At 69.7% G+C, this 26,250-nt stretch carries 23 protein-coding genes; 15 read left to right on the forward strand and 8 right to left on the reverse strand.

Annotation, left to right across the window (positions count from 1 at the left end):
* The first annotated feature begins 250 nt into the window (after positions 1-250).
* A complete protein-coding gene (locus ABT352_RS10555) occupies positions 251-1,792 on the forward strand; it encodes an aldehyde dehydrogenase family protein (protein WP_350944189.1) in 1,542 nt (513 codons plus the stop codon).
* Positions 1,793-1,798: 6 nt separating this feature from the next.
* Here ABT352_RS10555 and ABT352_RS10560 read toward each other — a convergent pair whose 3' ends face one another.
* Positions 1,799-2,230 (reverse strand): hypothetical protein, encoded by a 432-nt coding sequence (locus ABT352_RS10560; RefSeq protein ID WP_350944190.1) that lies wholly within the window; start codon positions 2,228-2,230, stop codon positions 1,799-1,801.
* A gap of 175 nt (positions 2,231-2,405) precedes the next feature.
* On the opposite strand from ABT352_RS10560, the gene ABT352_RS10565 reads away from it, so the two are divergent.
* Positions 2,406-3,215, forward strand: a complete 810-nt coding sequence (locus tag ABT352_RS10565) for a class I SAM-dependent methyltransferase (RefSeq protein WP_350944192.1) — start codon at positions 2,406-2,408, stop codon at positions 3,213-3,215.
* A 168-nt stretch (positions 3,216-3,383) separates the two neighbouring features.
* On the opposite strand, the gene ABT352_RS10570 is transcribed toward ABT352_RS10565, so the two are convergent.
* On the reverse strand, positions 3,384-5,213 hold the full coding sequence (locus ABT352_RS10570) for a M14 family metallopeptidase (RefSeq protein ID WP_350944194.1): 1,830 nt from the start codon (positions 5,211-5,213) through the stop codon (positions 3,384-3,386).
* Positions 5,214-5,377: 164 nt separating this feature from the next.
* Entirely contained in the window at positions 5,378-5,746 is a 369-nt protein-coding gene (locus ABT352_RS10575) for an ATP-binding protein (protein ID WP_350944196.1), read from the reverse strand.
* Between the two features lie 229 nt (positions 5,747-5,975).
* Between ABT352_RS10575 and ABT352_RS10580 the strand changes: the two genes are divergently transcribed.
* Complete coding sequence (locus tag ABT352_RS10580) at positions 5,976-6,800, forward strand: helix-turn-helix domain-containing protein (RefSeq protein WP_350944197.1); 825 nt, start codon at positions 5,976-5,978, stop codon at positions 6,798-6,800.
* Between the two features lie 19 nt (positions 6,801-6,819).
* Complete coding sequence (locus ABT352_RS10585; protein WP_389772895.1) at positions 6,820-7,065, forward strand: DUF397 domain-containing protein; 246 nt, start codon at positions 6,820-6,822, stop codon at positions 7,063-7,065.
* Between the two features lie 205 nt (positions 7,066-7,270).
* Here ABT352_RS10585 and ABT352_RS10590 read toward each other — a convergent pair whose 3' ends face one another.
* Complete coding sequence (locus ABT352_RS10590) at positions 7,271-10,258, reverse strand: AAA family ATPase (protein ID WP_350944199.1); 2,988 nt, start codon at positions 10,256-10,258, stop codon at positions 7,271-7,273.
* Positions 10,259-10,272: 14 nt separating this feature from the next.
* Positions 10,273-10,965, reverse strand: coding sequence for a hypothetical protein (locus tag ABT352_RS10595; RefSeq protein WP_350944200.1), 693 nt, complete (start codon positions 10,963-10,965; stop codon positions 10,273-10,275).
* A 459-nt stretch (positions 10,966-11,424) separates the two neighbouring features.
* On the opposite strand from ABT352_RS10595, the gene ABT352_RS10600 reads away from it, so the two are divergent.
* The 10 genes from ABT352_RS10600 to ABT352_RS10645 are packed head-to-tail and all read left to right on the forward strand — an operon-like array spanning position 11,425 to position 17,359.
* Positions 11,425-12,126: a hypothetical protein gene (locus tag ABT352_RS10600; protein WP_350944202.1), complete on the forward strand. Its 702-nt coding sequence runs from the start codon at positions 11,425-11,427 to the stop codon at positions 12,124-12,126.
* A gap of 5 nt (positions 12,127-12,131) precedes the next feature.
* Positions 12,132-13,283, forward strand: coding sequence for an SRPBCC family protein (locus ABT352_RS10605; protein WP_350944204.1), 1,152 nt, complete (start codon positions 12,132-12,134; stop codon positions 13,281-13,283).
* Between the two features lie 46 nt (positions 13,284-13,329).
* Positions 13,330-13,767, forward strand: a complete 438-nt coding sequence (gvpJ, locus tag ABT352_RS10610; RefSeq protein WP_350944206.1) for a gas vesicle protein GvpJ — start codon at positions 13,330-13,332, stop codon at positions 13,765-13,767.
* A 1-nt stretch (position 13,768) separates the two neighbouring features.
* Positions 13,769-14,659, forward strand: coding sequence for a GvpL/GvpF family gas vesicle protein (locus ABT352_RS10615; protein ID WP_350944207.1), 891 nt, complete (start codon positions 13,769-13,771; stop codon positions 14,657-14,659).
* Positions 14,660-14,690: 31 nt separating this feature from the next.
* A complete protein-coding gene (locus ABT352_RS10620) occupies positions 14,691-14,912 on the forward strand; it encodes a gas vesicle protein GvpG (RefSeq protein ID WP_350944208.1) in 222 nt (73 codons plus the stop codon).
* Positions 14,913-14,957: 45 nt separating this feature from the next.
* Positions 14,958-15,416, forward strand: coding sequence for a gas vesicle protein GvpO (gene gvpO, locus ABT352_RS10625; protein ID WP_350944210.1), 459 nt, complete (start codon positions 14,958-14,960; stop codon positions 15,414-15,416).
* Between the two features lies 1 nt (position 15,417).
* Positions 15,418-15,834, forward strand: coding sequence for a gas vesicle protein (locus ABT352_RS10630; protein ID WP_502992854.1), 417 nt, complete (start codon positions 15,418-15,420; stop codon positions 15,832-15,834).
* Complete coding sequence (locus ABT352_RS10635) at positions 15,827-16,621, forward strand: GvpL/GvpF family gas vesicle protein (protein ID WP_350944211.1); 795 nt, start codon at positions 15,827-15,829, stop codon at positions 16,619-16,621. Before ABT352_RS10630 ends, ABT352_RS10635 begins: the two co-directional genes overlap by 8 nt.
* On the forward strand, positions 16,611-16,886 hold the full coding sequence (locus ABT352_RS10640) for a gas vesicle protein (RefSeq protein WP_350944213.1): 276 nt from the start codon (positions 16,611-16,613) through the stop codon (positions 16,884-16,886). Before ABT352_RS10635 ends, ABT352_RS10640 begins: the two co-directional genes overlap by 11 nt.
* Positions 16,883-17,359, forward strand: coding sequence for a gas vesicle protein K (locus ABT352_RS10645; protein ID WP_350944214.1), 477 nt, complete (start codon positions 16,883-16,885; stop codon positions 17,357-17,359). The genes ABT352_RS10640 and ABT352_RS10645 overlap by 4 nt, the downstream gene beginning before the upstream one ends.
* A 214-nt stretch (positions 17,360-17,573) precedes the next feature.
* Here ABT352_RS10645 and ABT352_RS10650 read toward each other — a convergent pair whose 3' ends face one another.
* The 3 genes from ABT352_RS10650 to ABT352_RS10660 all read right to left on the reverse strand — a co-directional run bounded on the left by ABT352_RS10650 (position 17,574) and on the right by ABT352_RS10660 (position 25,582).
* A complete protein-coding gene (locus ABT352_RS10650) occupies positions 17,574-20,237 on the reverse strand; it encodes a glycoside hydrolase family 3 N-terminal domain-containing protein (protein ID WP_350944216.1) in 2,664 nt (887 codons plus the stop codon).
* Between the two features lie 362 nt (positions 20,238-20,599).
* Positions 20,600-22,153, reverse strand: a complete 1,554-nt coding sequence (locus tag ABT352_RS10655; RefSeq protein ID WP_350944218.1) for an MFS transporter — start codon at positions 22,151-22,153, stop codon at positions 20,600-20,602.
* 123 nt (positions 22,154-22,276) lie between these two features.
* A complete protein-coding gene (locus ABT352_RS10660) occupies positions 22,277-25,582 on the reverse strand; it encodes an AfsR/SARP family transcriptional regulator (protein ID WP_350944219.1) in 3,306 nt (1,101 codons plus the stop codon).
* A gap of 215 nt (positions 25,583-25,797) precedes the next feature.
* Here ABT352_RS10660 and ABT352_RS10665 point away from each other — a divergent pair, with 215 nt between their 5' ends.
* Positions 25,798-26,124 (forward strand): carboxymuconolactone decarboxylase family protein, encoded by a 327-nt coding sequence (locus ABT352_RS10665; RefSeq protein ID WP_350944221.1) that lies wholly within the window; start codon positions 25,798-25,800, stop codon positions 26,122-26,124.
* Positions 26,125-26,250: the final 126 nt, after the last annotated feature.

Here is a 26,250-nt window from a genome sequence, read left to right on the forward strand (position 1 = left end):
AGGACGTGCTCGGCTCCGCCGCACGGCCGGGGTCGAGCTCCGCGTGGCCGGACGGGTCGCGTACGGGCCCCGCCGACCTTCCCGTGGCCGGAACGGGCCGCGTACGGGTTCCGCCGCCCTTCGCATGCTCCGATGGACGACAGGGCGGACGGACCGACGCGAGGAGATGACGCGAACGGCCTCCCGCCGAGGTGACGGGCTCCCGGATCGCGGGGAGAATGCGGTCAAGGTCCACACCGGGAGGTCAAAGATGACCAGCGAGATCGTCTCCGTCATCGGCGGAAAGGAAACGTCCAACGGCACGGCCTACGAGTCGGTCAACCCGGCTCGGGTGGACGAGGTGGTCGCGCGGGTCCGGCTGGCGGACGCGAGCACGTTCTCCTCCGCGTGCCGCACGGCCGCCGCCGCGCAACGGGAGTGGGCGCGGGTCCCCGCACCCGTGCGGGGTCGGGTGATCGCCTCGATCGGACGCCTGGTGGAGGCGAACGCCGAGGAACTGGCCCGCCTCGTCACCCGCGAGATCGGCAAGCCGTACGCCGAGGCGCTGGGCGAGGTGCGCGAGATCGTCGACACGTGCGACTTCTTCCTCGGCGAGGGCAGACGGCTGTACGGGCAGACGGTCCCCTCGGAGATGCCGGACAAGAACCTGTTCACCTTCCGGGTCCCCGTTGGGGTGGCCGCGGTGATCACGGCGGGCAACTTCCCCGTGGCGGTGCCGTCGTGGTATCTGGTCCCGGCCCTGCTGTGCGGCAACGCGGTGGTGTGGAAGCCCGCCGAGTACGCGGCGGCCTCCGCGCACGCGCTCTACCGGCTGTTCGTCGCGGCGGGGCTGCCCGACGGCGTGCTAAACCTGGTTCTCGCCGACGGCGCCGCGACGTTCGAGGGGTTGGCGGCGGCCCTGGCGGAGGGCACGGTGCACAAGGTCGGATTCACCGGCTCCACCGAGGTGGGCCGCCGTGTCGGCGAGCTGTGCGGGCGCCACCTGCAGTCTCCGTGCCTGGAGCTGGGCGGCAAGAACCCGATGGTGGTGATGCCCGACGCCGACCTCGACCTGGCCGTGGAGGGCGCGCTGTTCGCGGGCTTCGGCACCGCCGGGCAGCGGTGCACGTCGCTCGGCACGGTGATCGTGCACGAGAGCGTCCACGGGGAGTTTCTCGGCCGGTACGCACGCGCCGTGGCCGGGGCCGCGATCGGCGACCCGGCGGGGGACGTGCTGTGCGGGCCGCTGCTCGACCAGAGGTTCGCCACGCGCTACGAGGAGTATCTGGGCTGGATCCAGCCGCACCACGCGGTCGTCTCCGGCCCCATCGGCCGCATCACCCCGGACAACCCGCGCGGCGACTTCACCGGGGAAGGCGGTCTCTACTATCACCCGGTGATCGTGGACGGCGTCCGCCCCGGCGACCGGCTCTTCCTGGAGGAGACCTTCGGCCCCATCGTCGGCGTGACGTCTTTCGACACGCTGGACGAGGCCGTCGAGCTGGCCAATCTCCCCGGCTACGGGCTCTCCTCCTCCGTCTACACCACCGACCCGGCGTCGGTGTTCCGCTTCCGCGAGGGCATCGGCGCCGGCATGGTCAGTGTCAACAACTCCACCTCGGGCGCGGAGGCCCACCTGCCCTTCGGCGGCAACGGCAAGTCGGGCAACGGCAGCCGCCAGTCGGGCATGTGGGTCCTCGACCAGTTCACCCGCTGGCAGGCGATGAACTGGGACCACTCGGGCAGGCTCCAGAAGGCCCAGATGGACGTCGCCGAGATCGTCCCCGACCTGGACTTCCGCCTTCCGACCTGACCCCTTTCAGTGGTGGGTCACCACGTACTCGAACACCTCGAAGCCGGTGAAGAGCACGAACGCGACGGTGAGGAGGGCGTACAGCAGGACGGGCTGCGCCACGAGGCGACGCGGCCGGGGGACGGCGGGCGAGAGTCCGGGCTCGACGTCGGGAACGGGCGTGAGGTCGGGAACCACGGGGGACGTCGCCGAGGTCGGCTCGGCGGTGACGCGGGGGTGCGCGCTCGGAGGGAGGGCTCGGACGCCGTCGCAACCGCAGACGGGACAGCTCGCCCCCGACCAGGGCGGCTGGACCACGACGCCCGACCGCAGCCAGAGAACGGCATCGTGTCCGTGTCCGTCGCTCAGATGGCGGACGAGGTATTCCTCCTGCCACCGGTGCCCGCAGTGCGCGCACCCCAGCGGCCAGGTCTCGTGAGCACTGAATTCCTCGTGCACGAGGACCCCCTCAGTCGTGTCAACGAATATCCGTCCTGAGTGTGAACTCACTCCCTCGTCACAACAAGTGATGAAACAGTACGAAAACCGTTACGACCACATAGTGAGACTATTTTTCTTGAAATATGAGACTCCTGCTACGGTCCGAAGAGCGCGACGACAAGGGAGGGTTCCCATGACAGGCAAGGACGCCGTCTACACGCACGGGCATCACGAGTCCGTGCTCAGGTCCCACAGGTGGCGTACGGCGGAGAACTCGGCGGGACACCTTCTGCCGCACCTGAGACCGGGCATGAGGCTGCTGGACGTGGGGTGCGGACCGGGCACCATCACGGCCGACCTGGCGGGGCGGATCGCGCCCGGCACGGTCACCGCGGTCGACATCACCGAGGAGGCGCTCGGGCCGGCCCGCGTGGAGGCGGAGCGGCACGGCCGCTCCGACATCACGTTCGCCGTGGCGGACGTGCACGCGCTGGAGTTCCCCGACGACACCTTCGACGTCGTCCACGCCCACCAGGTGCTGCAGCACGTCGGCGACCCGGTCCAGGCGCTGCGCGAGATGCGGCGGGTCTGCGCACCGGGCGGCGTCGTCGCGGTACGCGACAGCGACTACGCCACGTTCACCTGGTTCCCCGACACACCCGCACTGGAGGAGTGGCTGGACCTGTACCAGAGGGTGGCGAGGGCGAACGGCGGCGAACCCGACGCGGGACGGCGGCTGCTGTCGTGGGCGCACGCGGCGGGGTTCACCGACGTCTCGGCCACCTCCTCCGCCTGGTGCTTCGCCACCCCCGACGACCGCGCGTGGTGGGGAGGCATGTGGGCCGATCGGGTCCTGAAGTCGGACATGGCCCGCCAGGCGCTCGCCTCGGGCGCCGCCACCCAGGAGGACCTGCACCGTATTTCGGAGGGCTGGCGGTCCTGGGCCGCGGATCCGGACGGCTGGCTGTCGCTGCTCCACGGCGAGCTGATCTGCCGCGTCTGAGCCTCGACGCCTCGGGAGCCATCTCGCGGACCCGCCTCCCCCGAGGCTTCCCGGCCGCTCCGCCCTCCCGCACGCCCGCGCGATCCGGCGTTCCCGAGGTTCCCCGATCTCGGGCGAGGGGAAGGCCGGCGGACTCGGGGCGCCCGATGGGGGCGCCCCGAGGAAGGGTCAGGGCTGCTGAGTGATCTTGACGTTGTCGATCCCGGCCTCGACCAGGGAGGCGCCCGAGGCGTCACCGGCCTCGATCAGGATGCGGACCGTCTGCCCCGCGAAGGCGGAGAGGTTCGCCGTCGCCACGGCCCAGGCGCCGTTGCGGTTGGAGGCCGCGCCGAGCTGCTGGAACACCTGGGTGGTGGTGGAGCCGACGACCTTCACGCGCAGGAAGTCGGCGCTTGAGGAGTTGGAACCGTGTGCCAGATACCACGACAGCGACAGGTTCAGCGTCCCGGTCGACGGCAGGGTGATGGCCGGGGAGCGGATGCTGGTGATGCCTCCGTCGACGTCGTAGTCGCCGGCCGCGGAACCCGCGAGCCTGCCGGTGACCAGGTCGTTGGTGCCGCTCACGGTGGTGCCGAGCTGCTTGGCGCCACTGGAGTTGGTGGCCTGCGGGACGCCGCGCTCCCACTGGCCCGAGGTGGCGGTGTCGGTCCCCGACGGGTTGGTCGTCCAGCCGGTCGCCGTCTCGAACTCGTCGGAGTAGACGGTCACCGGCGGGGTGCCGGTCCCGCAGTACTGCGACTCCTTGCCGATGATCCGGTAGACGCAGTCGGCGTACTCCAGGAAGCGCAGCGTGGCCTCCTTGTTGCGGGTCGTCTGCGGGCCGATCTGCTCGTCAGGGGGATAGAAGCCCGGCGAGGAGCTGACCGGGTACATCTCGAAGGTGTAGCTGAAGATCTTGTAGACGCCCCACAGCCAGTCGTCGATCGTGCCGTCGGTGATGTAGAGGTCGCTGGCCTGCTGGGGGGTGTAGCTGTTGGTGGAGGCCATGTTCTGTCCCAGGGCCGCGTGCGCGTCGCGGTCGTCCTGGGTGAGGCCGGGGCCGGTGTCGTTGTAGGTGTAGCCGTACGGCCACAGGATCAGCTCGCCGTAGGTGTGCCAGTCGATGTGCGCCTTGATCTGCTGCACGCCGCCGACGACCCGGCTGCGCACCCAGTTGGACACCGCCCTCACCTCGGGGGCCGATTCGGCCGCCGAGCCACGGTAGGTGTCGCTGGAGGCGGAGCCCGAGGAGCCTCCGCAGCAGCCCCAGTTGTAGCCCCAGTTGCGGTTCAGGTCGGTGCCCACCGCCGAGGAACCCGAGTTGGGCTGGCGGTTCTTGCGCCAGGAGCGGTAGGAGCCCGTGGCGATGTCGTACTCGCCGCCGTCGGGGTTGAGGTCCGGCATGATCCAGATCTCGCGGCCGTTGACCAGGTTGGTGATGCGGCTGTCGGTGCCGTACCCGTCGGTGAACAGGTTGAGCAGATAGATCGCCATCTCGACGGTCAGATGCTCGCGGGCGTGCTGGTGGTGGGTGAACAGCACCTCGGGTTCGTTCTCGTCCGTGTTGACGTTGTCGCTGATCTTGACGGCGATCAGGTCGCGTCCCTCGTACGAGGTGCCGTAGCTGATCTTGCGGGCGATCGTCGGGTGGTCGGCGACGATCTGGTTCACCGCCGCGGTCATCTCGGCGTAGTTGTGGTAGCCGGAGTCCGCCGACGGGAAGTCGGCGAGCCGCTCCGGCCCGGTCGGGTATAACGACTTGGGGATCTTCGTGACGGTGTAGCCGAGTTTCTTGATCTCGGCGACCTCCGCCTCGCTGGCGGTGATCACGACCGAGTCGGGGTCGACCTGGTCGATCGCGGCGCCGGTGGCGGCCACCGCGCTTCGCTGCTGGGCGGTGCTCGGCCCCTGGACCTTGTACTGGCTGTTCGGTTGCGGCTCGGCCGAGGCTCCCGCCCCGGTCACACCGAGACATAACAGCGCCAGGGCGGCGAACACCACGATCAGACGGCGTCTCACCTGCGTCCTCCTCAGGCACGCACTCTAGGGTTTTGTCGCATGCCTCCACTGAGAGTCAAACAGCGGCGTTGATTAGCAAAGGCCCAAATTTTTGCGGCAGCGGTAACTTCGCCGCACGGCCGGATGGAACCCCGGGTGAGATCGGGGTGAAACCCGGCCAGAGCTCAGAACGCGACCTCGAACCAGAGGATCCTGGACCCCTCGGGGGCGTCGTCCTGGACGCCCCAGTCGTCGGCGAGCAGATCCACCAGGAACATGCCCCGCCCGCCCTCCGCCTCCGGCTCGTTGCGCACGTGCGGCACCGACGCCCCCGACCCGGCGTCGCAGACCTCGACCAGCACCGCGGCCGATCCCACCGCCACGGTCATCGCGACCTCGCCGCCACCTCCGGAGCCGGAGTGGAGCACCGAGTTCGTCACCACCTCGCTCACCAGCAGGACGACGTCGTCGGACGCGGGATGCCCCTCACCGAGCAGCTCCCTGACCCGGCTCCGCGCCACCGACACCGACTCCGGGACTCCTTTGAGGGTCATCGTCGATCCTGGCGAGACGGCCCGCCGTCCGGTCGTCATGGTTCCTCACTCCCCGACACGCGTATTCCCTGCGCGTCGCCCTCTGAGATGGCACACTCACTCACGGTGAACTGTTCTATCAAGGACTGCAATACCTCATGTTGGGATTCCACAGATTTGCTATCAAAGGACGGAGGGAGGTGGATGCGTGGCCTCTCGACACAGCCCCACGGCCCGTCATCGCCGTCTGATGGCTGAGCTGAGCCGTCTGCGAAAGGACAGTGGGCTGACACGGGGGGAGGTGGCCGAGCGGATCGGTTCCACCGACACCACCGTCTGGAGGTACGAGACGGGCCAGTCCCGGCCTCGCCCCTCCGACGTGTCGGCCCTCACCGAGGTGTACGGCGTGACCGGGGAGGCGAGAGACTCCCTGATCCAGATGGCCGTCGAAGCCAGAAGGCGGAGCTGGTGGCACCCCCACCGTCAGGCTTTCAAACCGGGCTTCGACTCCTACATCGGGCTTGAGGCCGAAGCGTCGCTCGTACGCTCGTACGAGCCGCTGGTCGTCCCCGGCCTGATGCAGACCGAACCGTACGCACGCGCGGTGATCGAGGCGACCTCAGTCGTCCAGACCCCCTCCACGGTCGAGGAGACGGTCTCCGTGCGCATCTCGCGTCAGCGGTTGCTGCACGGGCCCGGTGACCCGATCCACCTTGTCGCCGTGCTCGACGAAGCGGTGATCCGGCGTCGGATCGGCGGTGGCGACATCATGTCGGAGCAGCTGGAGCATCTCGTCCATCTCAGCACGCTGCCCAACGTGGAGATACGGGTCGTCCCGTTCTCCGCGGGGGCGCACCCCGCGATGGACGGCCCGTTCTGCCTGCTCAGCTTCCCCGAACCCGAAGACCCCGACCTGCTCTACCTGGAGCAGGCCGCGAGCGGGGACGTGCCGGACAACCCCGAGCAAGTCCGCCGATACGCCTCCATGTTCGAGAGTCTCTGCGAGATGGCTCTCAGCGAGGAGGCCTCGGCAGCCTTCATCGCCCAGATGGCGAGAAGGTTCTCCTCCCCCTAGCAGTAGAAGGAAGAAAAAAGTGCGAGGGTCCACGATGGATCTGTCCGGCGCCGAGTGGCGTAAGAGCGGTCGCAGCACCAATGGAGGCAACTGCGTGGAGGTCGCGGTCGTCCCCGGCGAGCAGGCGGCCGCCCGGCACAAGGCCAACGCCGATCGGCTGTATCTCGTCCGCGACTCCAAGGATCCGGGCGGCCCGGCGCTGGCGTTCACCCGGAGCGAGTGGGACGCCTTCGTCGGCGGCGTGAAGGACGGCGAGTTCGACTGACGGACCTCCGGGGGAACCAGCCTCACGGTTCCCCCGGAACCTCCGACCACAGCCCGTCCGCGGCCCCGGCCCGGCGGGCTGTGCTCGTCGTCCCTCACCCGCTATCCGTCACCCCTTACCCGTCGCCGTTTCCCACCGCCGCCGCCCGGTCCTCGTCACTCGCCGGCCGTCGCTCGCCGGAGATTCCGGGACCGGCCGGGAGTTCTCAGTGCGGAGGCCGCTCCTCGGTGCCGTTGTAGCCGAGGATCCGCATCGCGACCTGCGGGTCCATCGCCGCGGCGAGCAGCTGGGCACGTTCTACGGCACTGTCCCGTTGAGCCTCGGCCCTGGCCTTGGCCGCCTGTGTCCCCCTGGTGAGCGCGGCCACGATCGCCGCCCCCACGAGTGCCGCGAGCACGGCGACGAACACCACCGTGAGCGTGCCGGAGTCCGGCGAGCCCGCGCGGCCCATCGCGACCGTCCCACCACCGAGCACGTAGGCGCCCAGCGTCGTGAAGACCGCGAGTGCGGCCAGGCTGGCCACGACCACGAACACCATCCGCGACTTCCCGCCGCGCGAGGCGGGCGTCGGTGGCGGTGGCGGTGACGTGGACTGTGACGGCGACGGTGCCGGGCGAGGCATCCGGGTGTCGTCGCCCCAGGGCACGAAGTCGGGTGCGGCCGCGGAGGCCGGCGGCACCGGGGACGCCGGAGACGCCGGAGACACAGCGGTCGACATCGTGGCCGGTAGCGTCGGCACCGGGCTCGACACCGCGTTCGACACCGGGGCGCCGTAGCCGTTACCCGTGAGCATCGCCCCCTGGACGACCACGGCCGCGGGTTCGAGCACGGGCACGGCCTGCGGGACGGGCAGGGCCCGCGCCACGTGGCTGTGCTCGCGGTGCGCCCGCGCCGCCTCCAGGTGATACTCCTCGATCTCGGCGTAGAAGTCGTCCGAGGCGTAGACGGAGCCGTCGATCAACGGCCCCCGCCTGCGTTCCAGGATCGCGACCACGTCGTCACCGTTGAGCGTCTTGTGCGCCTCCAGCGCGTGCGCCAGGCACAGGACGTCCCGCCGGTGTTCGCGCAGCAGCCGCTCGGTGCGGTCGAGCAGGCTCACCAGGTTGAACTCGATGCGCTCGCCCAGCACGTCGGGGGCGAGCGGCTGGCCGCCACCCGGCGTCTTGGTGAAACCGATGCCTCCGCCACCCGGCTTGGGCATCGACTTGCCACCCAGGATCTCCAGCTCCTGCAGCGCGGGCACCGAGGTCACCCCGCGGCCCATGCCCCAGTGCGCCTCCATCAGCGCGGTGAGGTACGTCGCGGAGAACAGGTCACCGGAGACCCCTGAGGAGTTGTCCTCGCCGAAGAACATCCGCTCCCCCGCCAGGGAGGCGAGCGAGACCATGATGTCGGCCTCGTGCTCGGACTTCCAGCGGGTGAACTGGTCTTCCGGCTTGATGCTCGCCACCATGCCGAGGTAGTCGGCGCCCTTCTCGATGGTGGCGATGTCGATCTCCAGGTGGTAGCGGGTGCGGTACGCCGCCACGGCGTGGCAGGCCTCGTGCACGGCCACCGCGTGCCGCTCGCGCTCGATGTACTCCACGTCCTCGGGCGGGCCGAGTTGTTTGAGCCGCTTGGCGCGGGTCACGTCCGACCAGGTGATGGTCTCCCTGCCGTCGCGGATCGCGGTGATGAGCGACTCGTTCACCAGGTCCTTGATCGTGGCACCGGTGGCGTAGGGGGTGATCGTCGCCAGCTTGTCCAGCTGCGCCTCGGTGAGCTCGTGGTCGACCTTGTCGAAGTAACCCCGGTAGGTGCGCACCCGGCCCGCCTTCGAGGGGTAGCCCACCTTGTAGATGCGGTCGATGCGGCCGGGCCGCAGCAGAGCCTCGTCCAGCGAGTTGGGCATGTTGGTGGCCATCATGACCAGGATCCGGTACTTCGGCGGCGGCTTGGGACGCATGCCGAAGAGCCTTCGCACGTGCCGGTTGACGATGCCTCTCGGCTTCTTCAGGCCCGACAGCTCGGTGAGCAGCGCCTGCAACGTGCCCGCGTCACCACCGCCCCCGCCCATGCCGCCCATCATGAAGCGGCTGCGGCCGGTGTCGGGCTCGCTCGGCTCGGCCGCGCCCTTGCGGGTCAGCAGCCACCGGGTGTCCTCGCTGAGGTAGCCGAAGCCGTGGCATCCGGCGGCGTGCGGGGAGAACCCGGGGGCGCCCCTGGGACCCTGCTGCGCCAGCGAGCCGCGTTTGCCGAGGGAGTCGGCCTCGTCGAAGAAGACGATCACGCCGCCGTAGCGCAGTGAGAGCTTGCGGAGCTTCCTGAACAGCGACTTCACCTTCAGGATGCCGATGCCCATGAACATGTTGACGAACGCGCCGGGGTCGACGAACACGTACGGTTTACCGGTCTCCCCGGCCACGGCCTCGGCCATCAGGGTCTTGCCGGTGCCCGGTGGCCCCCACAGCAGCAGGCCGCTGGGCACGTAGCCGCCGCGCTCCTCGATCGCGTCCGGCCGCTCCAGGAAGACGATGTTCTCCTTGACCCGCTCGACGACGTGGTCCTGGCCCCAGACGTCGGTGAAGCGGGTCTTGATGTCGTCGGGGAAGTACGTCTCCACGCCGCCCCGCGACAACAGCCAGAACAGGCCGATGAACTGGAAGGCGATGAAGAAGAACGCGAAGGCGAGCTGCGCCATGTACGGCAGGGCCTGCCAGAGCAGCGCGGGCGCCTGGAACAGGGCGAGCGCCGGAGAGGTGTCCAGCACCTCCCCGAGGATGAGGGCGAGCACCGTGATCCAGAACACCCACTTGATGGCCCGCGCCATCCTGAAGCGGTTCCAGTCGGAGAAGCGGCGATGGGTCCAGCGTTCGAAACCGCCGAAAACACCGCGCGTCCAGAACCGGTTGTATCCGGCGGAACGCTCGCTGACGAAGAAATGGAGTTGCCTCAGGAACTCGGCCCCGAGGAGCCAGAAGATCCACGGCGCCGCGATCGCGGTGATGATCATCGCGTCCTGGAACGTGATGATGCCCTCGTACGAGGCCATCTCACTCCACACCAGAACGAAATAGATGATCGTGAGGATGAGCAGGAATTTAATCCGGTCCCAGAACGGCATCTTCTTTCGCCTGTCGGGGTGCGGATCTGTCGGGCCGGAGCCGGGAGCCCGCAGTCCTTCGAAGTTGGGGGGCGGTGGAGGTGACTGCATGGACGGGCTTCTCCTCACCCGGTGAGTCGCTTGACCTTGAAGGATTGCGCGATCTTCTCGAGTTCCCCGGCGCGCTTCCGGTAACAGGCGGCCGAACAGCGGATCAGCAGGGTGGAGATCTGCTTGCCGTCCTCGGCCAGATAGGAGGTGAGGTCGAAGGTCTCGATCCCGGCCCCCTGGATCGCGTAGTTGAACCGCACGTGCACCCCGCGCAGGCCGTCTCCGGGCCGGAGCACCTCGTCGGCGAGCAGTTCGAAGTCCTGCAACGGGTAACCGGGGATCTTCGCGTACTCCTTGCGTACCGTCTCGGTGACGGGCAGCACGGAGTTGCGCATGGTGTTCAGGGACAACGAGTCCTGCTCCTCGGGGAGGAGCTTGGTGATCCTGGCGAAGACGAACGGCTCGTCTCCGGTGCCGTAGCCGAGAAGGTGGTCTGGAGAGGGCTGGGAGTGGGCGTCGTAGGCGGCCGACCAGATGAGCTGCCTCTGCAGTCGCGCGATGGCCGATTCGGGATCGGCCCCGATGGTCGCCTTGTCCAGCGCGGCCTGGTCGACCTTCCGCCAGGTCGCCGGAACCTTGAAGTAGGTCTGCCCGTCGTCGTGGCGGACGTAGGTGAACTCGGCACGTGCACATCCCGTGAGCCCGCCGACCATGGCGGAGACGACCGCCACAGTCACCACGGCGAACCCGGCCCTTGATCTTTTCACCAGGGCTATACCTCCGCTTTACGGGTTTAACGAGGTGGTTGTGCCCGTTTTTTGCGCGACTCTCTCCTGTCCCGGCTCACCGAACTTCGAAAATCTTGACCAAATCTTTCCGGGAACCCGGCCTCACTTGTTACACAAAGTCGATGTTGGATTCCCGACATCATTGAACCTCCACCCTCCGCCCCAGTGCAGGGGCCGGACGGGCCCACTCCACCTTCTCTGCGGACCGGATCCCCGTAAACCACGGGGATACGGCCCGCTTTGCCGTTTTTTTACCCACATATACGGTTATCCACCCTTTTAGGGGTATAAGGCTGATAATCCCTAAAGTGTGACTCTTTCTGCCTTTGCCGAGAAATGGCATTAAACAGCACCAATGCCTCCTTCTTTGGCGATATACCGGCGAAAACCCCTCAAGGACCGGAACGACGACGAAGCGGCCGACAAGGAGTGATTACCGTGAGGAACGAAGTACGCATAGCCCTCGCCGTGGCCGGCGGCTACCTTCTGGGGCGACGCCAGAAACTGCGACTGGCGATGGCACTGGCCGCCGCCGGGGCGACCGGTCGGCTGAGCGGCGGCCAGAGCGACCTTCTGCAGCAGGCGCTGAAGGTGATCAGTTCCTCCCCGGAACTGGCGAAGATCACCGAAAGCGTGCGTGGCGACCTCGTCGACGCGAGCAAGGCCGCCGCCAAGGCCGCGGTGAGCAGGCAGGTCGACTCGCTCAGCAACAGACTCCATGACCGGGCCGAATCCCTGCGCAACCCCCTGGAGGACCTGGGAGAGGAACCAGAGGAAGGCGAGGAGGGCGAGGAGCCCAGGCGCGGGCGCGTGAAGGGCATCCTGTCCCGCAGGAAGGCACGGCGCCGGGCCGAAGAGGAAGAAGAGTACGAACCGGAGACGGACGAGGAGCAGGAGGAGGAAGAGGAAGAAGAAGAGGAAGAGGAGGCTCCGCCCGTCCGCAGGCGTTCCGCCACTTCCGGGCGCCGCAAGCCTGCGGCCAAGTCCACCGGTAAGGCACCCCGGGACTCCGAGGACGAGGAGGAAGAGGAAGAAGAGGAGGAAGAGGAGCCACGGGCCAGGGCCAAGCGCCGCCCTCCTTCCCGGAGCGGATCCACCTCTTCCCGCACCAAGCCGACGCCCGCCAGGGCACGGAGGTGACCTAGATGGCCGAGACCTCGAAGAAGCGCCCCGACAGTGAGGGCGACAAGGAAGCACCCCCCAGCCGACTCAAACAGGAGTTCCAGAACCTCGCCGGAGCCATTGGGGAGCGGGCTCTGTCAACGGTGAGCGAGAAGATCCAAGGCGCGACCGGCCGGTTGACCGACTACGCAGAAGGCGGCGGGTCCGGCCTGCTCAGCGCGATGACCGGTTCCAAGCACCCCAAAGCGTCCATCGCCGGAAACATGGTGAAGGGCCTGGGCAAGATGGCGATCGGTGGCCTGACCAAGAAACTGACGGGAGGCGGGGGCAAGGGCGGCCAGAGCGGGAAGCTGAAGATGATCAACATCATCGAGACGATCGACATCGGCGCCCCCGTACGCGTCGTCTACGACCAGTGGACCCAGTTCGGCGACTTCCCGAGCTTCATGAAGAAGGTCGAGGGCGTCGACCAGAAGTCCGACGAGAAGCTCGATTGGACGGCGAAGATCTTCCTGTCCCGCCGGACCTGGGAGTCGACGATCCTCGAACAGCTGCCCGACAAGCGGATCATCTGGCGGTCGAAGGGACAGAAAGGGCACGTCGACGGTGCCGTGACCTTCCACGAGATCACTCCCGATCTCACCCGGGTCCTGCTCGTCCTGGAGTACTACCCGCAGGGCCTCTTCGAGCGCACCGGCAACCTGTGGCGCGCCCAGGGCAGGCGTGCGCGCCTGGAACTCAAGCACTTCCGGCGGCACGTCATGAGCCGGGTGCTCCTGAAGCCCGATGACCTTGAGGGATGGCGCGGCGAGATCCGCGACAGCAAGGTCGTCAAGGATCAGGAGACGGCACTTCGCGAGGAGAAGGAAAAGGAGGAGGCCGAGAAGGGCTCCGAGGAGGAGCGCGGCGAGGCCGAGGAGCCGGAAGAGGGCGAGGAGGAGTTCGAAGAAGAGCCCGAGGAGGACGAATTCGAAGAAGGCGAAGAGGAGGAGGAAGAGGAGCCCGAGGAAGAGCCGGAAGAGGAGCGCGCAGCCGACGAGGACGAAGAAGAGGAAGAAGAGGAAGAAGAGGAAGAGCCTCCCAGGCGTCCGCGGCGTCGCAGGTCCGCCGCTTCCCAGAGCGAGGAAGAGAAGCCCAAGCGCCCCACCCGCCGCAGGACGGCCAGTCGTACGTGACCGGACGTGACCGGGAAATTCTCGGGGACAGCGGGGAGGAGACGCCATGAGCATCGTTCAACCTTCGGGAGCCGGTGCGAGCGGTCGCGGATCCTCGTCAGGATTGGCCGATGTCATCGACACGATCCTCGACAAGGGACTCGTGATCGACGCCTACGTCAGGGTCTCCCTGGTCGGGATCGAACTGCTGACGATCGACGCCCGGATCGTGGTGGCCAGCGTCGACACCTATCTACGCTTCGCCGAGGCCGTCAACCGCCTCGACCTCACCCAGACCGGCAAGCAGAAGGGGCTACCGGAACTGGTGGAGGACATGACGCAGGGCGGCAGCAAGGCGAAGGTCAAGGGCGCGACGCAGGGACTGCTGGACGCGGCAGGGGAGAAGATCAAAGGCCTGACGACCGGCGAGGACGAGGACGAGTTCGAGGAGGCCGACGAGGAACGCGAGCCGGCGCCCCGCCGCAGACGGCGCAGGGAGGAGTGAGATGTCCGGTTCCACTGACAAGCGCGGGGCGGTCCGATCGGACAACCCTGGGAGCGGTACCCGCGGGACGACACAGCACGACACCGCTCGCGCCGAACGAGCCGCCACGGCCCGCCCCAAAGGACCCCGATCCAAGGAACACGGCGCCCCCGGGAGCGTCACCGGCACCTACGTGTACGGGATCATTCCGTCCGACGTCGAGCTGACCCCGGGCACCCGAGGCGTGGGAGATCCGCCGAACGTGGTCGAGTTGGTACGCCACAAGGAGATCGCCGCCCTGGTGAGCGACGTCTTCACCGACCGCCCCCTCGGCAGGCCGGACGACCTCATGGCCCACGAGCACCTGCTCGACGCCACCGCCACGCAGGTGCCCGTACTCCCCCTGCGTTTCGGAGCGGTGGTGACGGACGCCCAGGCGGTCGTCGACGAACTGCTCGCCCCCCACTACGACGAGTTCCTCGCCACGCTGAACGAACTGGAAGGACGCGCGGAGTACGTCGTGAAGGGACGCTACGTCGAGCGGGCCATCCTGCGGGAGGTGCTCGACGAGGATCCGGAGATCGCGCGGCTGCGTGAGGCGATCCACGGACGCCCCGAGGAGGCGACGTGGGACACGAGGATGCGGCTCGGAGAGCTGATCAACACGTCGATCGCGGCCAAGCGTGAGGCCGACACCGACGCGTTGGTCGAAGCCTTCGACCCGCTCTGCGTCTCCGCCATCGTCCGCGAGCCCACCCACGAGCGGGACGCCGTCCACGTGGCCCTGCTCGCGGACACCGACCGTGGCCGGGAGATCGAGGAGGCCGTGGACGAGTTCGGGACCCGGTGGGCAGGCCGTGTCGAGCTGCGCCTGCTCGGCCCGCTGGCACCGTACGACTTCGTCAAGACGTAGGCGCCGGGATGTGGAAGGAGGTTGATCGATCGTGGAACCACTGGGGCTCATCTTCGGCCTGCCGCTCGCGCCGCTGCGCGGGCTGATCCGGCTCGCGGAGCTGCTTCAGGAACAGGCCGAGCAGGAACTCCGGAGCCCCGCGGCGGTGAGGCGCCGCCTGGAGGAGCTGGAGGAGGCCAGGGCCTCCGGCGAGATCTCCGAGGAGGAGGAGGCCGCGGCCGCGGAGCGGATCCTCGGAGATCTGCTCACCTAGCCGGTAGGACCGCATCGCTGCGGAGACGACGAGGGGAATGATCCCATGCCTGTCAGGCGCGGAACCCGTGAGAAGCGCTCCGCCGACGATTCCTACGAGACCGCCGGCGACGAGACCTTCGACGAGGACTTCGACGAGGACGAGGAGCCCTACGAGGACCTCTCTGAGGAGGACCTGGACGAAGAGGAGGAAGAGGACGAGGACGAGCCCGCGAAGAAGCCGCGGCGGCGTTCCTCCGCCCTGTCCGCGGCGACCGCCGGAGCTGCGGGGTTGCGGCACATCGCCGACCTGACCTCGAAGGAAACGGAAGGGGTGACGCTGGTACGACGGGCCGAGGACGGCTGGCTGGTCGAGGTCGAGGTCGTCGAGAGCCGCCACATCCCCTCCTCCGGCGACATGCTGTCGCTCTACCAGATCGAGCTGGACGCCACCGGCGACCTGCTGTCGTACCGCAGGGTGAAGCGCTACCGGCGCGGCCGGGCGGACAGTGCCGAGGGGGGCTGACGTGGCCGACGTGATGCGATCCGGCGGGTCCTTTCCGCGCTCCTCCGGCGGGCGGGAGTCCTCCGCCAACCTCGCCGACATCCTGGAGCGGGTGCTCGACAGGGGTGTGGTGATCGTGGGTGACATCCGCGTGAACCTGCTGGACATCGAGCTGCTCACCATCAAGCTGCGCCTGCTCATCGCCTCGGTCGACACGGCGCGGGAGCTGGGGATCGACTGGTGGGAACACGATCCGTGGCTCAGCTCCCGCGACCGCGACCTGATCGAGGAGAACCGCGTCCTGCGCGACCGGCTGTCCGCCGTCGAGGGCGACGAGGAGATGGAGGGCACCCGGCGCCGTTCCCTCGACAGGGGGTCCTCCGGTGACGCCCGGGAGCTTCGGTCGACAGGAAGGTTCAGGGAGGAGCGCGATGGCTGAGACGGGCACATATCTCTACGCGATCGCCCAGGATGTGGGGCACCCTCTCCCGGAGGAGGTGGCGGGCGTGACCGGAGCGCCGGTGCGCGCGATCACCCACGAGGGCCTGGCCGCGTACGTGAGCCCGGTGCCCCTGGAGGAGTTCGGTGAGGAGCCGCTGCGGCGTTTCCTGGAGGACCTGGACTGGGTCGGGGGGACGGCCCGCGCCCACGACCGGGTCGTGGAGGCCGTGGCGAAGGAGGCCCCCACGGCTCCGGTCAGGCTGGTGACGGTCTACAGCAGCGAGGACCAGGTCCGCGACCTGCTCCGGCGCAGGCACGACGACCTCGCCGAGGTGCTCGACCACGTCACCGGATGCAGGGAGTGGGGGGTGAAGGCGTACGCGAAACCGAGCGAGGAGGCCCCTCGCGCCGAGGAGGCCCCCGAGGAGACCGACAGCCCGGGAACGGCGTACCTGAAGCGCCGCCGGGCGAGCCTGCGCGGCAGGGAGGACGCCTGGCGTCTGGCGGCACGGCGGGCCGAGGACATCCACACCACCCTCGCGTCCATCTCGGTCGCCTGCCACCGCCATCGGCCGCAGGACCCGCGACTGTCCGGCCGCGAGGAGACGATGCTGCTCAACGGCGCCTACCTCGTCGCCGAGGACCGCCGTGAGGAGTTCGTCGCGGCCGTCGACGCGCTGCGGGGCGAGGAGATCGAGATACAGCTCACCGGCCCCTGGGCGCCGTACTCCTTCACCTCGGTGGACCTCGGCCCGACCCGTGCGGAGACACTCGATGCCCCGTGACCACCAGCCGAGAGGTGCCGAACTCGCCGCCGCCGGACACATCCCCCCCGAACGCGTGGCACTGGTGGACCTGCTCGACCGGCTGCTGGCCGGCGGGGTGGTCGTGAGCGGGGACCTGGTGCTGTCCATCGCCGACATCGACCTCGTCCGCATCTCCCTGCGCGCCCTCATCACCTCCGTGCGAGCCTCCGACCCGATACCGTCCGCCCACCCGCACGGCGCGGTCGCACTCCCGTGGGACTCCGGCGAGGAGGGGCCGCTGTGACGAACCGCTCCCCTGGCGCCCCTCGGGCGAGCGATGTGAATCCTCTCCCCGGCGTCCCCCCGGCAGAGGACCTCGGCGGCACGGAGGATCCTCGTGTCACCCGGGAGCGGCTCCGCCCTCCCGCGAGGAGACGGTTCAAGGTCACGCGAACCACCCCCGCGGGCAGGGCCGGGAACGCGCGAGGACCGGCGAGGACCGTCCGCTGGAAGGTGAACACCGATCCCGAGGCCGTGGGACGGGACCTGTCCCGCCTCGTGCTCACCCTCGTCGAGCTGATACGGCAGCTGGTGGAACGCCAGTGTGTGCGCCGGATGGACCAGGGGGACCTCTCCGACGAGCAGGTGGAGGTGCTGGGCGTGACACTGATGCGCCTCGAGGAGGCCATGACCGAGCTGTGCGAGCGCTTCGAGCTCTCACCGTCCGATCTCAACCTCGACCTCGGGCCGCTCGGAACCCTCCTGCCCACCGACTGACGACGACGATTTCCACGGTGACGCCACGGTGTCGTCAACGGGGTCTGCCCCACCGACCGGGAGGCGTTCACCCGCGTCCGGTGAGCGCGGGCGAACGCCTCCCGGTCAGAGTCGGCCGATGCCGGCCGATGCCGGCCGATGCCGTTGACGACACCGTGGTCGGTCATCGGGAGAGCCAGGGCCCACCGGGAGGCGTTCGCCTACGTCCTCGGTGTCAGGTCAGATCCTCGCACTTCTTCGCGTCGGGATCGTCGGCCGCCTGCGGCACCCAGCGGACGTTCGCGAACGACGCGGAGAAGGCCCCCTCGGTGTAGACGAGGAACGGGGTGTTGACCACCTCCAGGTCGAGGCCCGCCGCGGCGAAGCAGGCGACGGGGATCTTCACGGTCGACTTCACGCCGACCGGAAGCCCCTGGAAGAGGGAGGTCGCCACCACCTCGGAGAGGCACGGATAGACGCAGTGGACGCCGAGCACGGTCCTCGCGGCCGGCGCCTGGTGGACGATCGTGTCGAAGACCAGCGCCCCCTTCGTGTTGAGGTAGCCCCGCAGGTCCGTACCGCCCGCCGGGTTCTGCAGGTAGAGCTGGGCGGGACCGATGCCGGTCCAGGTCGCCTTCAGAGCGTCCTGCTGCACGTTGACGTCGGAGGGCACCACGGTGATCTCGGCGTGCGCCGCCTCGCCGTCGGCGCCGATCTCGGTGCCGCCCCAGTTCTCGGCGGAGCCGATGAAGCTCCTGTACGGCGCGATGTCGGTGCGGTTGAAGATCTCCAGGTCCTCGCTCGCCTCGCCACCACCGCCCTGCTCACCGCAGCCGAACGGCGGCGCGGTCTCGTCGAGCCTGCCGACCTGCCCGCTCTGACCGTCACGCAGGCCGTACCCGAGCGGGAACAGCGGGTCGTATCCGTCGGCTCCCGGGTTGAGCGGCGACTGGCAGGCGCTCTTCGGCCACGAGTACGGCAGCCTGCCGGTGAAGCCGTCGCGGTGCTTGCCCCGGACGAGCACGTCGGCGACGCCGCCGCCCTCGGTTCCCGGCAGCCACGCCGCGACGAAGGCGTCGGAGCGGTTGAGCTCCTTGTTCATCCACAGCGGCCGGCCGCCGACGTAGACGGTGACGACGGGGGTGCCCTTACCGGTGACCTTGTCGAGCACCGCGAGGTCGGCCGGGTAGATCTTGGCGGCCTCCAGCGTGCGCCGCGCCAGGTCGCCGATGCCCTCGGCGTACGGGGTCTCGCCGATCACCGCGATGACCGCGTCGTACGCCGAGGGGTCGACGCCGTCGCCGGTCTCGCTGAAGGTGACGCGGGACTGGCCGAGCGCCTCGCGCAGCCCGCCGAGGATCGTCGTGCCCCTGGGGAAGTCGGCGTTGACGTTGTTCGTGCCCTGCCAGGTGAGGGTCCATCCGCCGGTCTGGTTCTGCAGGCTGTCGGCGCTCTTGCCGACCACGAGGACCTTGGACTTCGCGGCCAGCGGCAGCACCCTGCCGTTGTTCTTGAGCAGGACCTGCGATTTGCGCACGGCCTCCCTGGCGAGCCTCCTCGTCTCCGCCGCGTCGGCGGACCCGGCGAAGGCGCGCTTGGAGGGCTTGGGGCCGTCGAGCACTCCGGCGCGCAGTTTCACCCGCAGGATGCGCGTCACCGCGTCGTCGATGCGCGCCATCGGGATCGCGCCGCTCTCGACCTGGGCGATCGTGTTGGTGATGAACGCCTTCCAGTCGTTGGGCACCATCACCACGTCGATACCCGCGTTGATCGCCTGGGGACAGCTCGCGTTGGTGCATCCGGCGACCTGGCCGATGCCGTTCCAGTCGGAGACGACGACGCCGTCGAAGCCCATCTTCTGCTTGAGGATGTCGGTGACGACGCGCTTGCTGCCGTGCAGCTTGCCCTCGTCGATACCGAGGTCGGCGTTCTTCCAGCTGTTGAACGAGACCATCACGCTCTGGGCCCCGGCCGCGAGGGCACCGTAGTAGCCCTGACCGTGCACGTTGATCATCTCGGCCTCGGACGAGGGGTTCACACCCTGGTCCACGCCCTTGAGGGTGCCGCCGTCACCGATGAAGTGCTTGGCGGTGGCGATGACGCCGTCCTGGCCGATACCGCGCGGATGCTTGCCCTGCAGGCCCTTGACGGCCTCGTACCCGTACGCCCGGGTGATCCTGGGGTCTTCGGAGAAGCCCTCGTACGTGCGGCCCCACCGGTCGTCGAGGGGGACGGAGACGCTGGGCGCGAACGCCCAGTCCTGGCCGGTGGCGCGCGTCTGCCGGGCGGTCGCCGCCCCGATGTCGCGCACGAGACACGGGTCCTGGGCGGCGCCCAGTCCGATGTTGTGCGGGAAGACGGTGGTGTCGTAGACGTTGTTGTTGCCGTGGACGGCGTCGGTGCCCCAGATGACGGGGATCTTCGCGCGGGTGGCGACGGAGGCGTTCCAGTAGGCGTCGGCGAGGTCGAGCCAGGCCTTACGCGCGGCGTGCTTGTCGCGGCCCGGCCAGGAGCCGCCGCCGTTGAGCACCGAGCCGATGAAGTATCGCCCGACCTCCTCCGGGGTGATCGCGACGATCTCCGGCTGGGTCATCTGGCCGACCTTCTCGGCGAGCGTCATGCCCGCGAGGATCTTCGCCACTCGCTTCTCGTCGGACCGGTTCTGCTCGATCCTGCTCTTGACCTTGGGCCATTCGGAGAGGACGGGCAGCTTCTTCTCGATGCGGGCACAGCCGCGTGCGTCCAGGGCGGGCTTGCCGATCACCGGCTGCCGGCCGCCCGTCGCGGTCTCGGCGCCCGCGCTCGGAATCCCGGTGACGCCCGCTGACAGGACGGCGAGACTCGCCAGCACCGCGAGTCCGCTCCGGCGGGCGCCCTGTCGGGCGAAGGGTCTGATCATCGAGGATCCGTTCTCGAGGTACTGCGATGGACCTGCGGATCCCCCGAGTCCGCACTTCGCAGATCCTGACGCTGTGACACAGCCGAGTCAATACTCTCGCGAGAGCGCTCTCTCATACAAAAACCTGCCCTGCGGATGCCTTACGGCCCTAGAACCGCCTCTACCAGGGGAATCTCAACATCCGTCCCCTTGGTGTTACATTTAAGTGAGAGCGCTCTCAGGAACCGGGCCCGCTCGCGGCGAGACGTCGCGAGCGGGTCGACGGTCAGAGCTCGGCGCCACCGCGGGCGACGGCGAGGCGTCGGCCGCGAGGACGCGGGCACCCGAGGGAAACGGGGAAGCCGATCACCTCGGGGTCCCGTTCAACCACGCGCCTCGGGAAGAAGCTCCTCGGGGATCTCGGGAATCACGTCGGGGACACCGCGCAGGCCGGCGAGCGAGACCACCGCGAGTACGGCGATCATCACCGCGGCGGTGATCGCTGTCACCTGGACCCCGGCGACGAAGGCGAGCCTCGCGGCCTCGGCGACGGCCACCCCCAGCCGCCCGGGAAGTGCCGCGGCCGCCTCCAGCGCGGTGGGCAGCGACTCCACGACGGGGGCGGCCACCTCGCCGGGCAGCCCTTCGGGGAGCCGGAGTTCCCCCCGGTAGACACCGGTCAGGACGCCGCCCAGCACGGCGATACCCAGCGCGCCGCCCAGCTCGAAGGACGTCTCGGAGATCGCCGCCGCGGCACCGGCCCGTTCCCTGGGCACGCTCGCGAGCACGGTGTCGTTGGTGACCGCGAACGTCAGCCCGATGCCCAACCCGCAGACGATCATGGGGCCGAGGAAGTACAGGTAGGAGGTGTCCGGCATGATCCGGCCGTAGCAGGCGAAGGCCACGGCGGCCATCGCCAGGCCGAGCGCCACCGTCCTCGCCCGGCCCCACCGGGCGATCAGACCCGCGGCCAGGACCCCGCCGACCGCCGCCGACAGACCTCCGGGCAGTCCCGCGAGACCGGCCTGAAGGGGTGACCACCCCAGGACGAGCTGGAAGTACCAGGCGAAGATCAACGACAGCGCGGACATGCCGAAGATGGCGATGAGGTTCGCGCCGACCGAGGCGGAGAAGGCCCTGCGCCGGAAGAGGCGGACGTCGATCAGCGGCTCGGCCAGCCGGGTCTGCCGCCGCGCGAACAGCGCCAGGGCGATGATCCCCACCGCACTCCCCGCCAGGACACCGGCGTCGGTGACGCCGTACGCGGCCGCTTCCTTTACAGCGTAGATCAAACCGATCACGCCGGCGATGGACAGCGGAACGCTCACGAGGTCCACCCGCCCCGCGGCGGGGTTGCGCGACTCGGGAAGCACGAGGAAACCGACGACCACGATGAGCAGCATCACCGGCAGGTTGATCAGGAAGACCGACCCCCACCAGAAGTGGTCGAGCAGCAGGCCGCCGACGACCGGCCCCAGGGCGAACCCCGCCGCCCCCATCCCGCTCCACAGGCCGACCGCCGTGGTCCTCTCCTTCGGGTCGGTGAAGACGTTGCGGATGATCGACAGGGTGGAGGGCATGATCGTGGCGCCCGCCACGCCGAGCAGGACCCGGGCGGCGATGAGCAGCTCGGGGGTGGGAGCGTACGCGGTCACCGCCGAGGCCGCCCCGAAGGCCACGGCGCCGATGAGGAGCAGCCTCCTGCGGCCGATCCGGTCGCCGACGTTGCCCATCGTGATCAGCAGCCCGGCGAGCGCGAACCCGTACGCGTCACCGATCCACAGGATCTGGGTGGACGAGGGCCGCAGGTCCGCGACGAGCTGGGGGAGGGCGAGGTGCAGGACGGTGACGTCGACGGAGAGGAGCAGCGCCGCCAGGCAGGCGACGGCGAGGGTCGCCCATTTGCGGCGATCCGTGATCGGGGAGTGATCCTTCATGCCCGCCATCGTGATCGGCGGCGCTGACGGCCCGCGCACCTCCCGCTGACGGCCCCTCACCACCGCCGTGACCGGACCGCGCGGGTCCCCGATCATCTCGGAATCCAGGGCGTCCGGGCGGGATCAGATGGCGAACATCGCGAGCACCTCGCTTCGCGACATGCGGGTTCCCACGCGCCGCTCCCGCTCGTAGGCGGCACCACCGGTCCGGGCGCGGACAGCCGCCGTGACGCCGGTGTCGAGGTTCGCCGCCGGGGTGCCGCCGAGGGCCGTGGCCGCGCCCAGCAGCCGGGCCGCGCCCTCGGCGTCCCCCTCAAGCAGCGCGACCTCCGCCAGCCCTTCGAGCACCAGGCCCGCCGGCGGCGAGTAACGCCGCAGCGCGGGTCCCAGTGCCCTGAGGTGCCAGGCTCTCGCCCCGGCGGCGTCTCCGCCCGACGCGGCGATCCGGCCCAGCTCGACGGTGACCCGCGACCGGATCTCCTCGGTGGCGTACGACTCCTGCGTGCACAGCTCCAGGGCGCCGAGCGCGAGGGCGCGCGCCTCGTCCAGATCCCCTCGGAGCCTCGCGACCTCGGCGAGGCCACGCTGGACCTTCGCCGCCACGTCGGGAACACCCGCCCGGCGGGCGTGACCGGCCGCACGCAGGTACTCGGCGTGAGCGGCCGCGAGATCACCGCCGCGTACGGCCGACGCGGCCTCATGGCAGACGAGCTCCGCGATGTCCTCCTCCGACCCGAGCTCCCGCGCCAGCCGGAGCGCCTCACCGGTCAGCGCGCGCGACGCGGCCGTGTCCTGCCGCAGGTCGGCGAGCCCGGCCAGCTCGGCCAGCGTGAGCGCGCTCCCCCAGCGCTCCCCGATGGAGCCGAACAGCTCCAGCGCCTCCCCGAAGTGGTGCTCGGCGCTCGCGGCGTCGCCTCCGGACAGACAGAAGTAGCCGTGACCGAAGCGGGCCAGCGCCCGCACCCACGGATCGGTGATGACGGGCAGCGGCGGTTCCGGCAGGAAGTCGGGCGGACCGGTGAGCATCGGCCACAACATGGCCAGGAACGGCCACCGGTACGGCCGATCGAGCGGTGGGATGATTCCCTTCAGCCGGACGAGACGCCGGGGCGACCGCGACTCGCCGAAGGTGGCCACGAGCACGCTGATGGCGTACTCCTCCTCCATCCCCTCGATCGGCGCGACCCCCGTCACTCCCTCGGACGGCACCGGCCCCGCCGTGTGCCCGACCGGCTCTTCGACCCGCGCCGATCCGGCGGCCTTCTCGGCCGGTCCTTCGGCCGGTACCGCCCCGGGCGCCTCCCCTGCGGGGGACGGTCCGATCGCGACGAGCAGGTCGGCGGCGAGGCCCGCGCCCTCCGAGCGGCGGCCCCGCAGCCACCAGTACATGGCGAGCCCGGCGACCAGGCGCAGCCCCTGCTCGACCCTGCCGGCGTCGACGGCCCAGCGCAGCGCGGCGTGCAGGTCGTCGCGTTCCTCGTCCAGCCTGCGCAGCCACTCCAGCTGCCCGGCACCGCGCAGGTGGGAGTCCGCCGTGGCCGCCAGGTCCGCGTAGTACGAGGCGTGCGCCTCGCGACGCGCCTCGGTCTCGCCGGTCTCGGCCAGCCGTTCGGCGCAGTACGCGCGGATGGTCTCCAACATCCGGTAACGCTCGCCCACCCGCTCGACGAGCGACTTCTCCGCGAGGGAACTCAGCAGGTCGACGACCTCCTCCTCGCTCGGTCCGCACACCCGGGCGGCCGCCTCCAGCGTGGCGCCGCCCGCGAAGACGGTGAGCCGTCCGGCCAGCGACCGCTCGTCGTCGTCGAGCAGGTCCCAGCTCCAGGCGACCACGGCGCGCAGCGTCTGGTGCCTGGGCAGCGCGGTGCGGCTGCCGCGCGACAGCAGCCGGAAACGGTCGCCCAGCCGGGAGGCCACCTCGGCCACCGGCAGGGAACGCAGGCGCGCCGCGGCGAGTTCCAGCGCGAGCGGCAGGCCATCCAGAGCACGGCAGATGCCCAGCACCTGCTCGACGTTGGCGTCGTCGACGCGGAAACCGGGACGCACGGCCGCCGCCCTGTCGGCGAAGAGCCGCACGGCGGGGTAGGCGAGGGCCTCTTCGGCACCGGTGCCCGCCCTCGGCACCGGCAGCGGCGCGACGGGGTGAAGCACCTCCCCGGTGATACCGAGCGCCTCCCTGCCGGTCGCCAGGACGCGCAGCCCCGGGCAGGCGGCGAGCAGGTGACCGGCGAGCTCGGCGACCTCCGCGACCAGGTGCTCGCAGTTGTCCAGCACGAGCAGCACGGGCCGGTCGGCCAGCGCCGCGACCAGCCTGGCCAGGGGTGCCGGGACCGGGCGTCCGGGGAGCAGGCCGGCGTCGCGGACGCCCAGCGCGCCGAGTACGGCCTGGACCGCCTCTCCCGCGCCGAAGACGGCGGCCAGTTCCACGAAGCACACGTCGCCGGGCTCCTTCGCGGCGACCTCACCGGCCAGCCGGGTCTTGCCCGCGCCGCCGGGACCGACGAGGGTGACCAGTCTCGCCTCGCCGAGCAGCGCGTGGAGCCTGGACATCTCCTCTTTTCTGCCGAAAAAACTGGTCAGCGGGGCCCGCAGTCCCGACCTGACGGGCGCGGCGACCCCGCCCTCGCCGCCCTCGCCGCCCTCGCCGCCGGCGGCACCGTGAGCGGCACCGGCCGCGGGGACGCCGGCGAGGGCGGGGTCGGCCCTGAGCACCGCGAGGTGCACGGCGGCCAGCTCAGCCGACGGGTCCACCCCGAACTCCTCGCCGAGGACCCGTCTCGCCCCCTCGTACACCTCCAGGGCCTCGGCCTGCCTGCCCGAGCCGTACAGGGCGCGCATCAGCTGCCCGTACAGCCGTTCCCTGAAGGGGTGGGCGGCGGTGAGTCCCTGCAACTCGGCGACGAGCTCACGGTGACGGCCCAGCTCCAGCTCCGCCTGGACGCGGTCCTCCACGCAGTCGAGCCTGAGCCCTTCCAGCCTGGCCGAGGGCGCCGGGGCGAACGGCGAGTCCCCCACGTCGGCGAGCGCGGGCCCGCGCCACAGGGAGAGCGCCTCGCCCAGCAGCCGCACGGCCCTGTCGTGCTCGCCGGAGGCGAGTGCCCGGCGACCCTCCGCGACGAGCCCTTCGAATCGGTGGGCGTCGACGGCGTCGGCCCCGGCCGCGAGCCGGTAGCCCGCCGGGTGGAACTCGATCACCTCCTGGTCGCCGAGTGCCCTGCGCAGCCGCGAGACCTGGGACTGCAGGGCGTTGGCGGCGTTCGCGGGCGGGTCGTCGCCGTACAGGCCGCCGATCAGCCGCTCGGTGGTCACGACCTTGCCCACGTCGAGGAGGAGCATCACGAGCAGCGCGCGCATCCCCTGTCCGCCCACGACGACCACGCGGCCACCGTCGAGCCGAATCCGGGTGGGGCCGAGGATGTCGAACCGCATATCCCGATTATCGCGGCATCCCGCCCGCCGCCGATCGGAGTCCGCGCGTGCAACACGAGATGATCCCTGGTACGAAATACATCTACATACCTGGACTTTAGGGAAAAAAGATCTTTCCCTGAGGCCGGAAGCGGCGGGGGCGGACGGGGTAAGGACTCCACTGGCCGTTCCCGGCGGGGAACGGCTGCCGGGGGGCTTCCACACGGAGGTATTCGATGAGACATGTCTACGGCTGGGAACACGGTGAGAACGAACCCGGCGACCTCTTCGGGGTGACCATCGAGAACCTCTTCGCCGAGGTGTGGTCCCGGCAGGGAATCTCGAACCGCGACCGGCGCATGCTGCTGATCGGCCTGCTCGTCGGCCAGGGCATGAACGAGGACGTCGACCTCCAGCTGGACGCGGCGCTGCGAACCGGCGACCTCACCCCCGACGAGCTCCGCGAGATCGTCGTCTTCCTCACCCACTACGCGGGATGGCCCCGGGGCGGCAGGCTCAACAACCAGGTCGAGGAGCTGATCGCCCGCGTCATGAGGTCCTGACCCGTGCTCCGCGCCGGCGACGGCGCTCGAAACCCGATCGCCCGCGTCATGAGGTCCTGCCCCTCCGGCGCGACCATCCCCGGCCGGGCCCACCGCTCCCCCACCCCGTCGGATCGCGGTCATCCG

This window comes from Streptosporangium sp. NPDC000563, from assembly GCF_040299985.1.
Lineage (GTDB): Bacteria > Actinomycetota > Actinomycetes > Streptosporangiales > Streptosporangiaceae > Streptosporangium.

Coding starts and splice junctions, on each gene's coding strand:
- ABT352_RS10605 (WP_350944204.1), top strand. CDS start 12,132: ATGGCCGAGACCTCGAAGAAGCGCCCCGACAGTGAGGGCGACAAGGAA.
- ABT352_RS10665 (WP_350944221.1), top strand. CDS start 25,798: ATGAGACATGTCTACGGCTGGGAACACGGTGAGAACGAACCCGGCGAC.
- ABT352_RS10655 (WP_350944218.1), bottom strand. CDS start 22,153: ATGAAGGATCACTCCCCGATCACGGATCGCCGCAAATGGGCGACCCTC.
- ABT352_RS10565 (WP_350944192.1), top strand. CDS start 2,406: ATGACAGGCAAGGACGCCGTCTACACGCACGGGCATCACGAGTCCGTG.
- ABT352_RS10660 (WP_350944219.1), bottom strand. CDS start 25,582: ATGCGGTTCGACATCCTCGGCCCCACCCGGATTCGGCTCGACGGTGGC.
- ABT352_RS10555 (WP_350944189.1), top strand. CDS start 251: ATGACCAGCGAGATCGTCTCCGTCATCGGCGGAAAGGAAACGTCCAAC.
- ABT352_RS10640 (WP_350944213.1), top strand. CDS start 16,611: ATGCCCCGTGACCACCAGCCGAGAGGTGCCGAACTCGCCGCCGCCGGA.
- ABT352_RS10615 (WP_350944207.1), top strand. CDS start 13,769: ATGTCCGGTTCCACTGACAAGCGCGGGGCGGTCCGATCGGACAACCCT.
- ABT352_RS10635 (WP_350944211.1), top strand. CDS start 15,827: ATGGCTGAGACGGGCACATATCTCTACGCGATCGCCCAGGATGTGGGG.
- ABT352_RS10590 (WP_350944199.1), bottom strand. CDS start 10,258: ATGCAGTCACCTCCACCGCCCCCCAACTTCGAAGGACTGCGGGCTCCC.
- gvpJ (WP_350944206.1), top strand. CDS start 13,330: ATGAGCATCGTTCAACCTTCGGGAGCCGGTGCGAGCGGTCGCGGATCC.
- ABT352_RS10575 (WP_350944196.1), bottom strand. CDS start 5,746: ATGACCCTCAAAGGAGTCCCGGAGTCGGTGTCGGTGGCGCGGAGCCGG.
- ABT352_RS10650 (WP_350944216.1), bottom strand. CDS start 20,237: ATGATCAGACCCTTCGCCCGACAGGGCGCCCGCCGGAGCGGACTCGCG.
- gvpO (WP_350944210.1), top strand. CDS start 14,958: ATGCCTGTCAGGCGCGGAACCCGTGAGAAGCGCTCCGCCGACGATTCC.
- ABT352_RS10580 (WP_350944197.1), top strand. CDS start 5,976: ATGGCTGAGCTGAGCCGTCTGCGAAAGGACAGTGGGCTGACACGGGGG.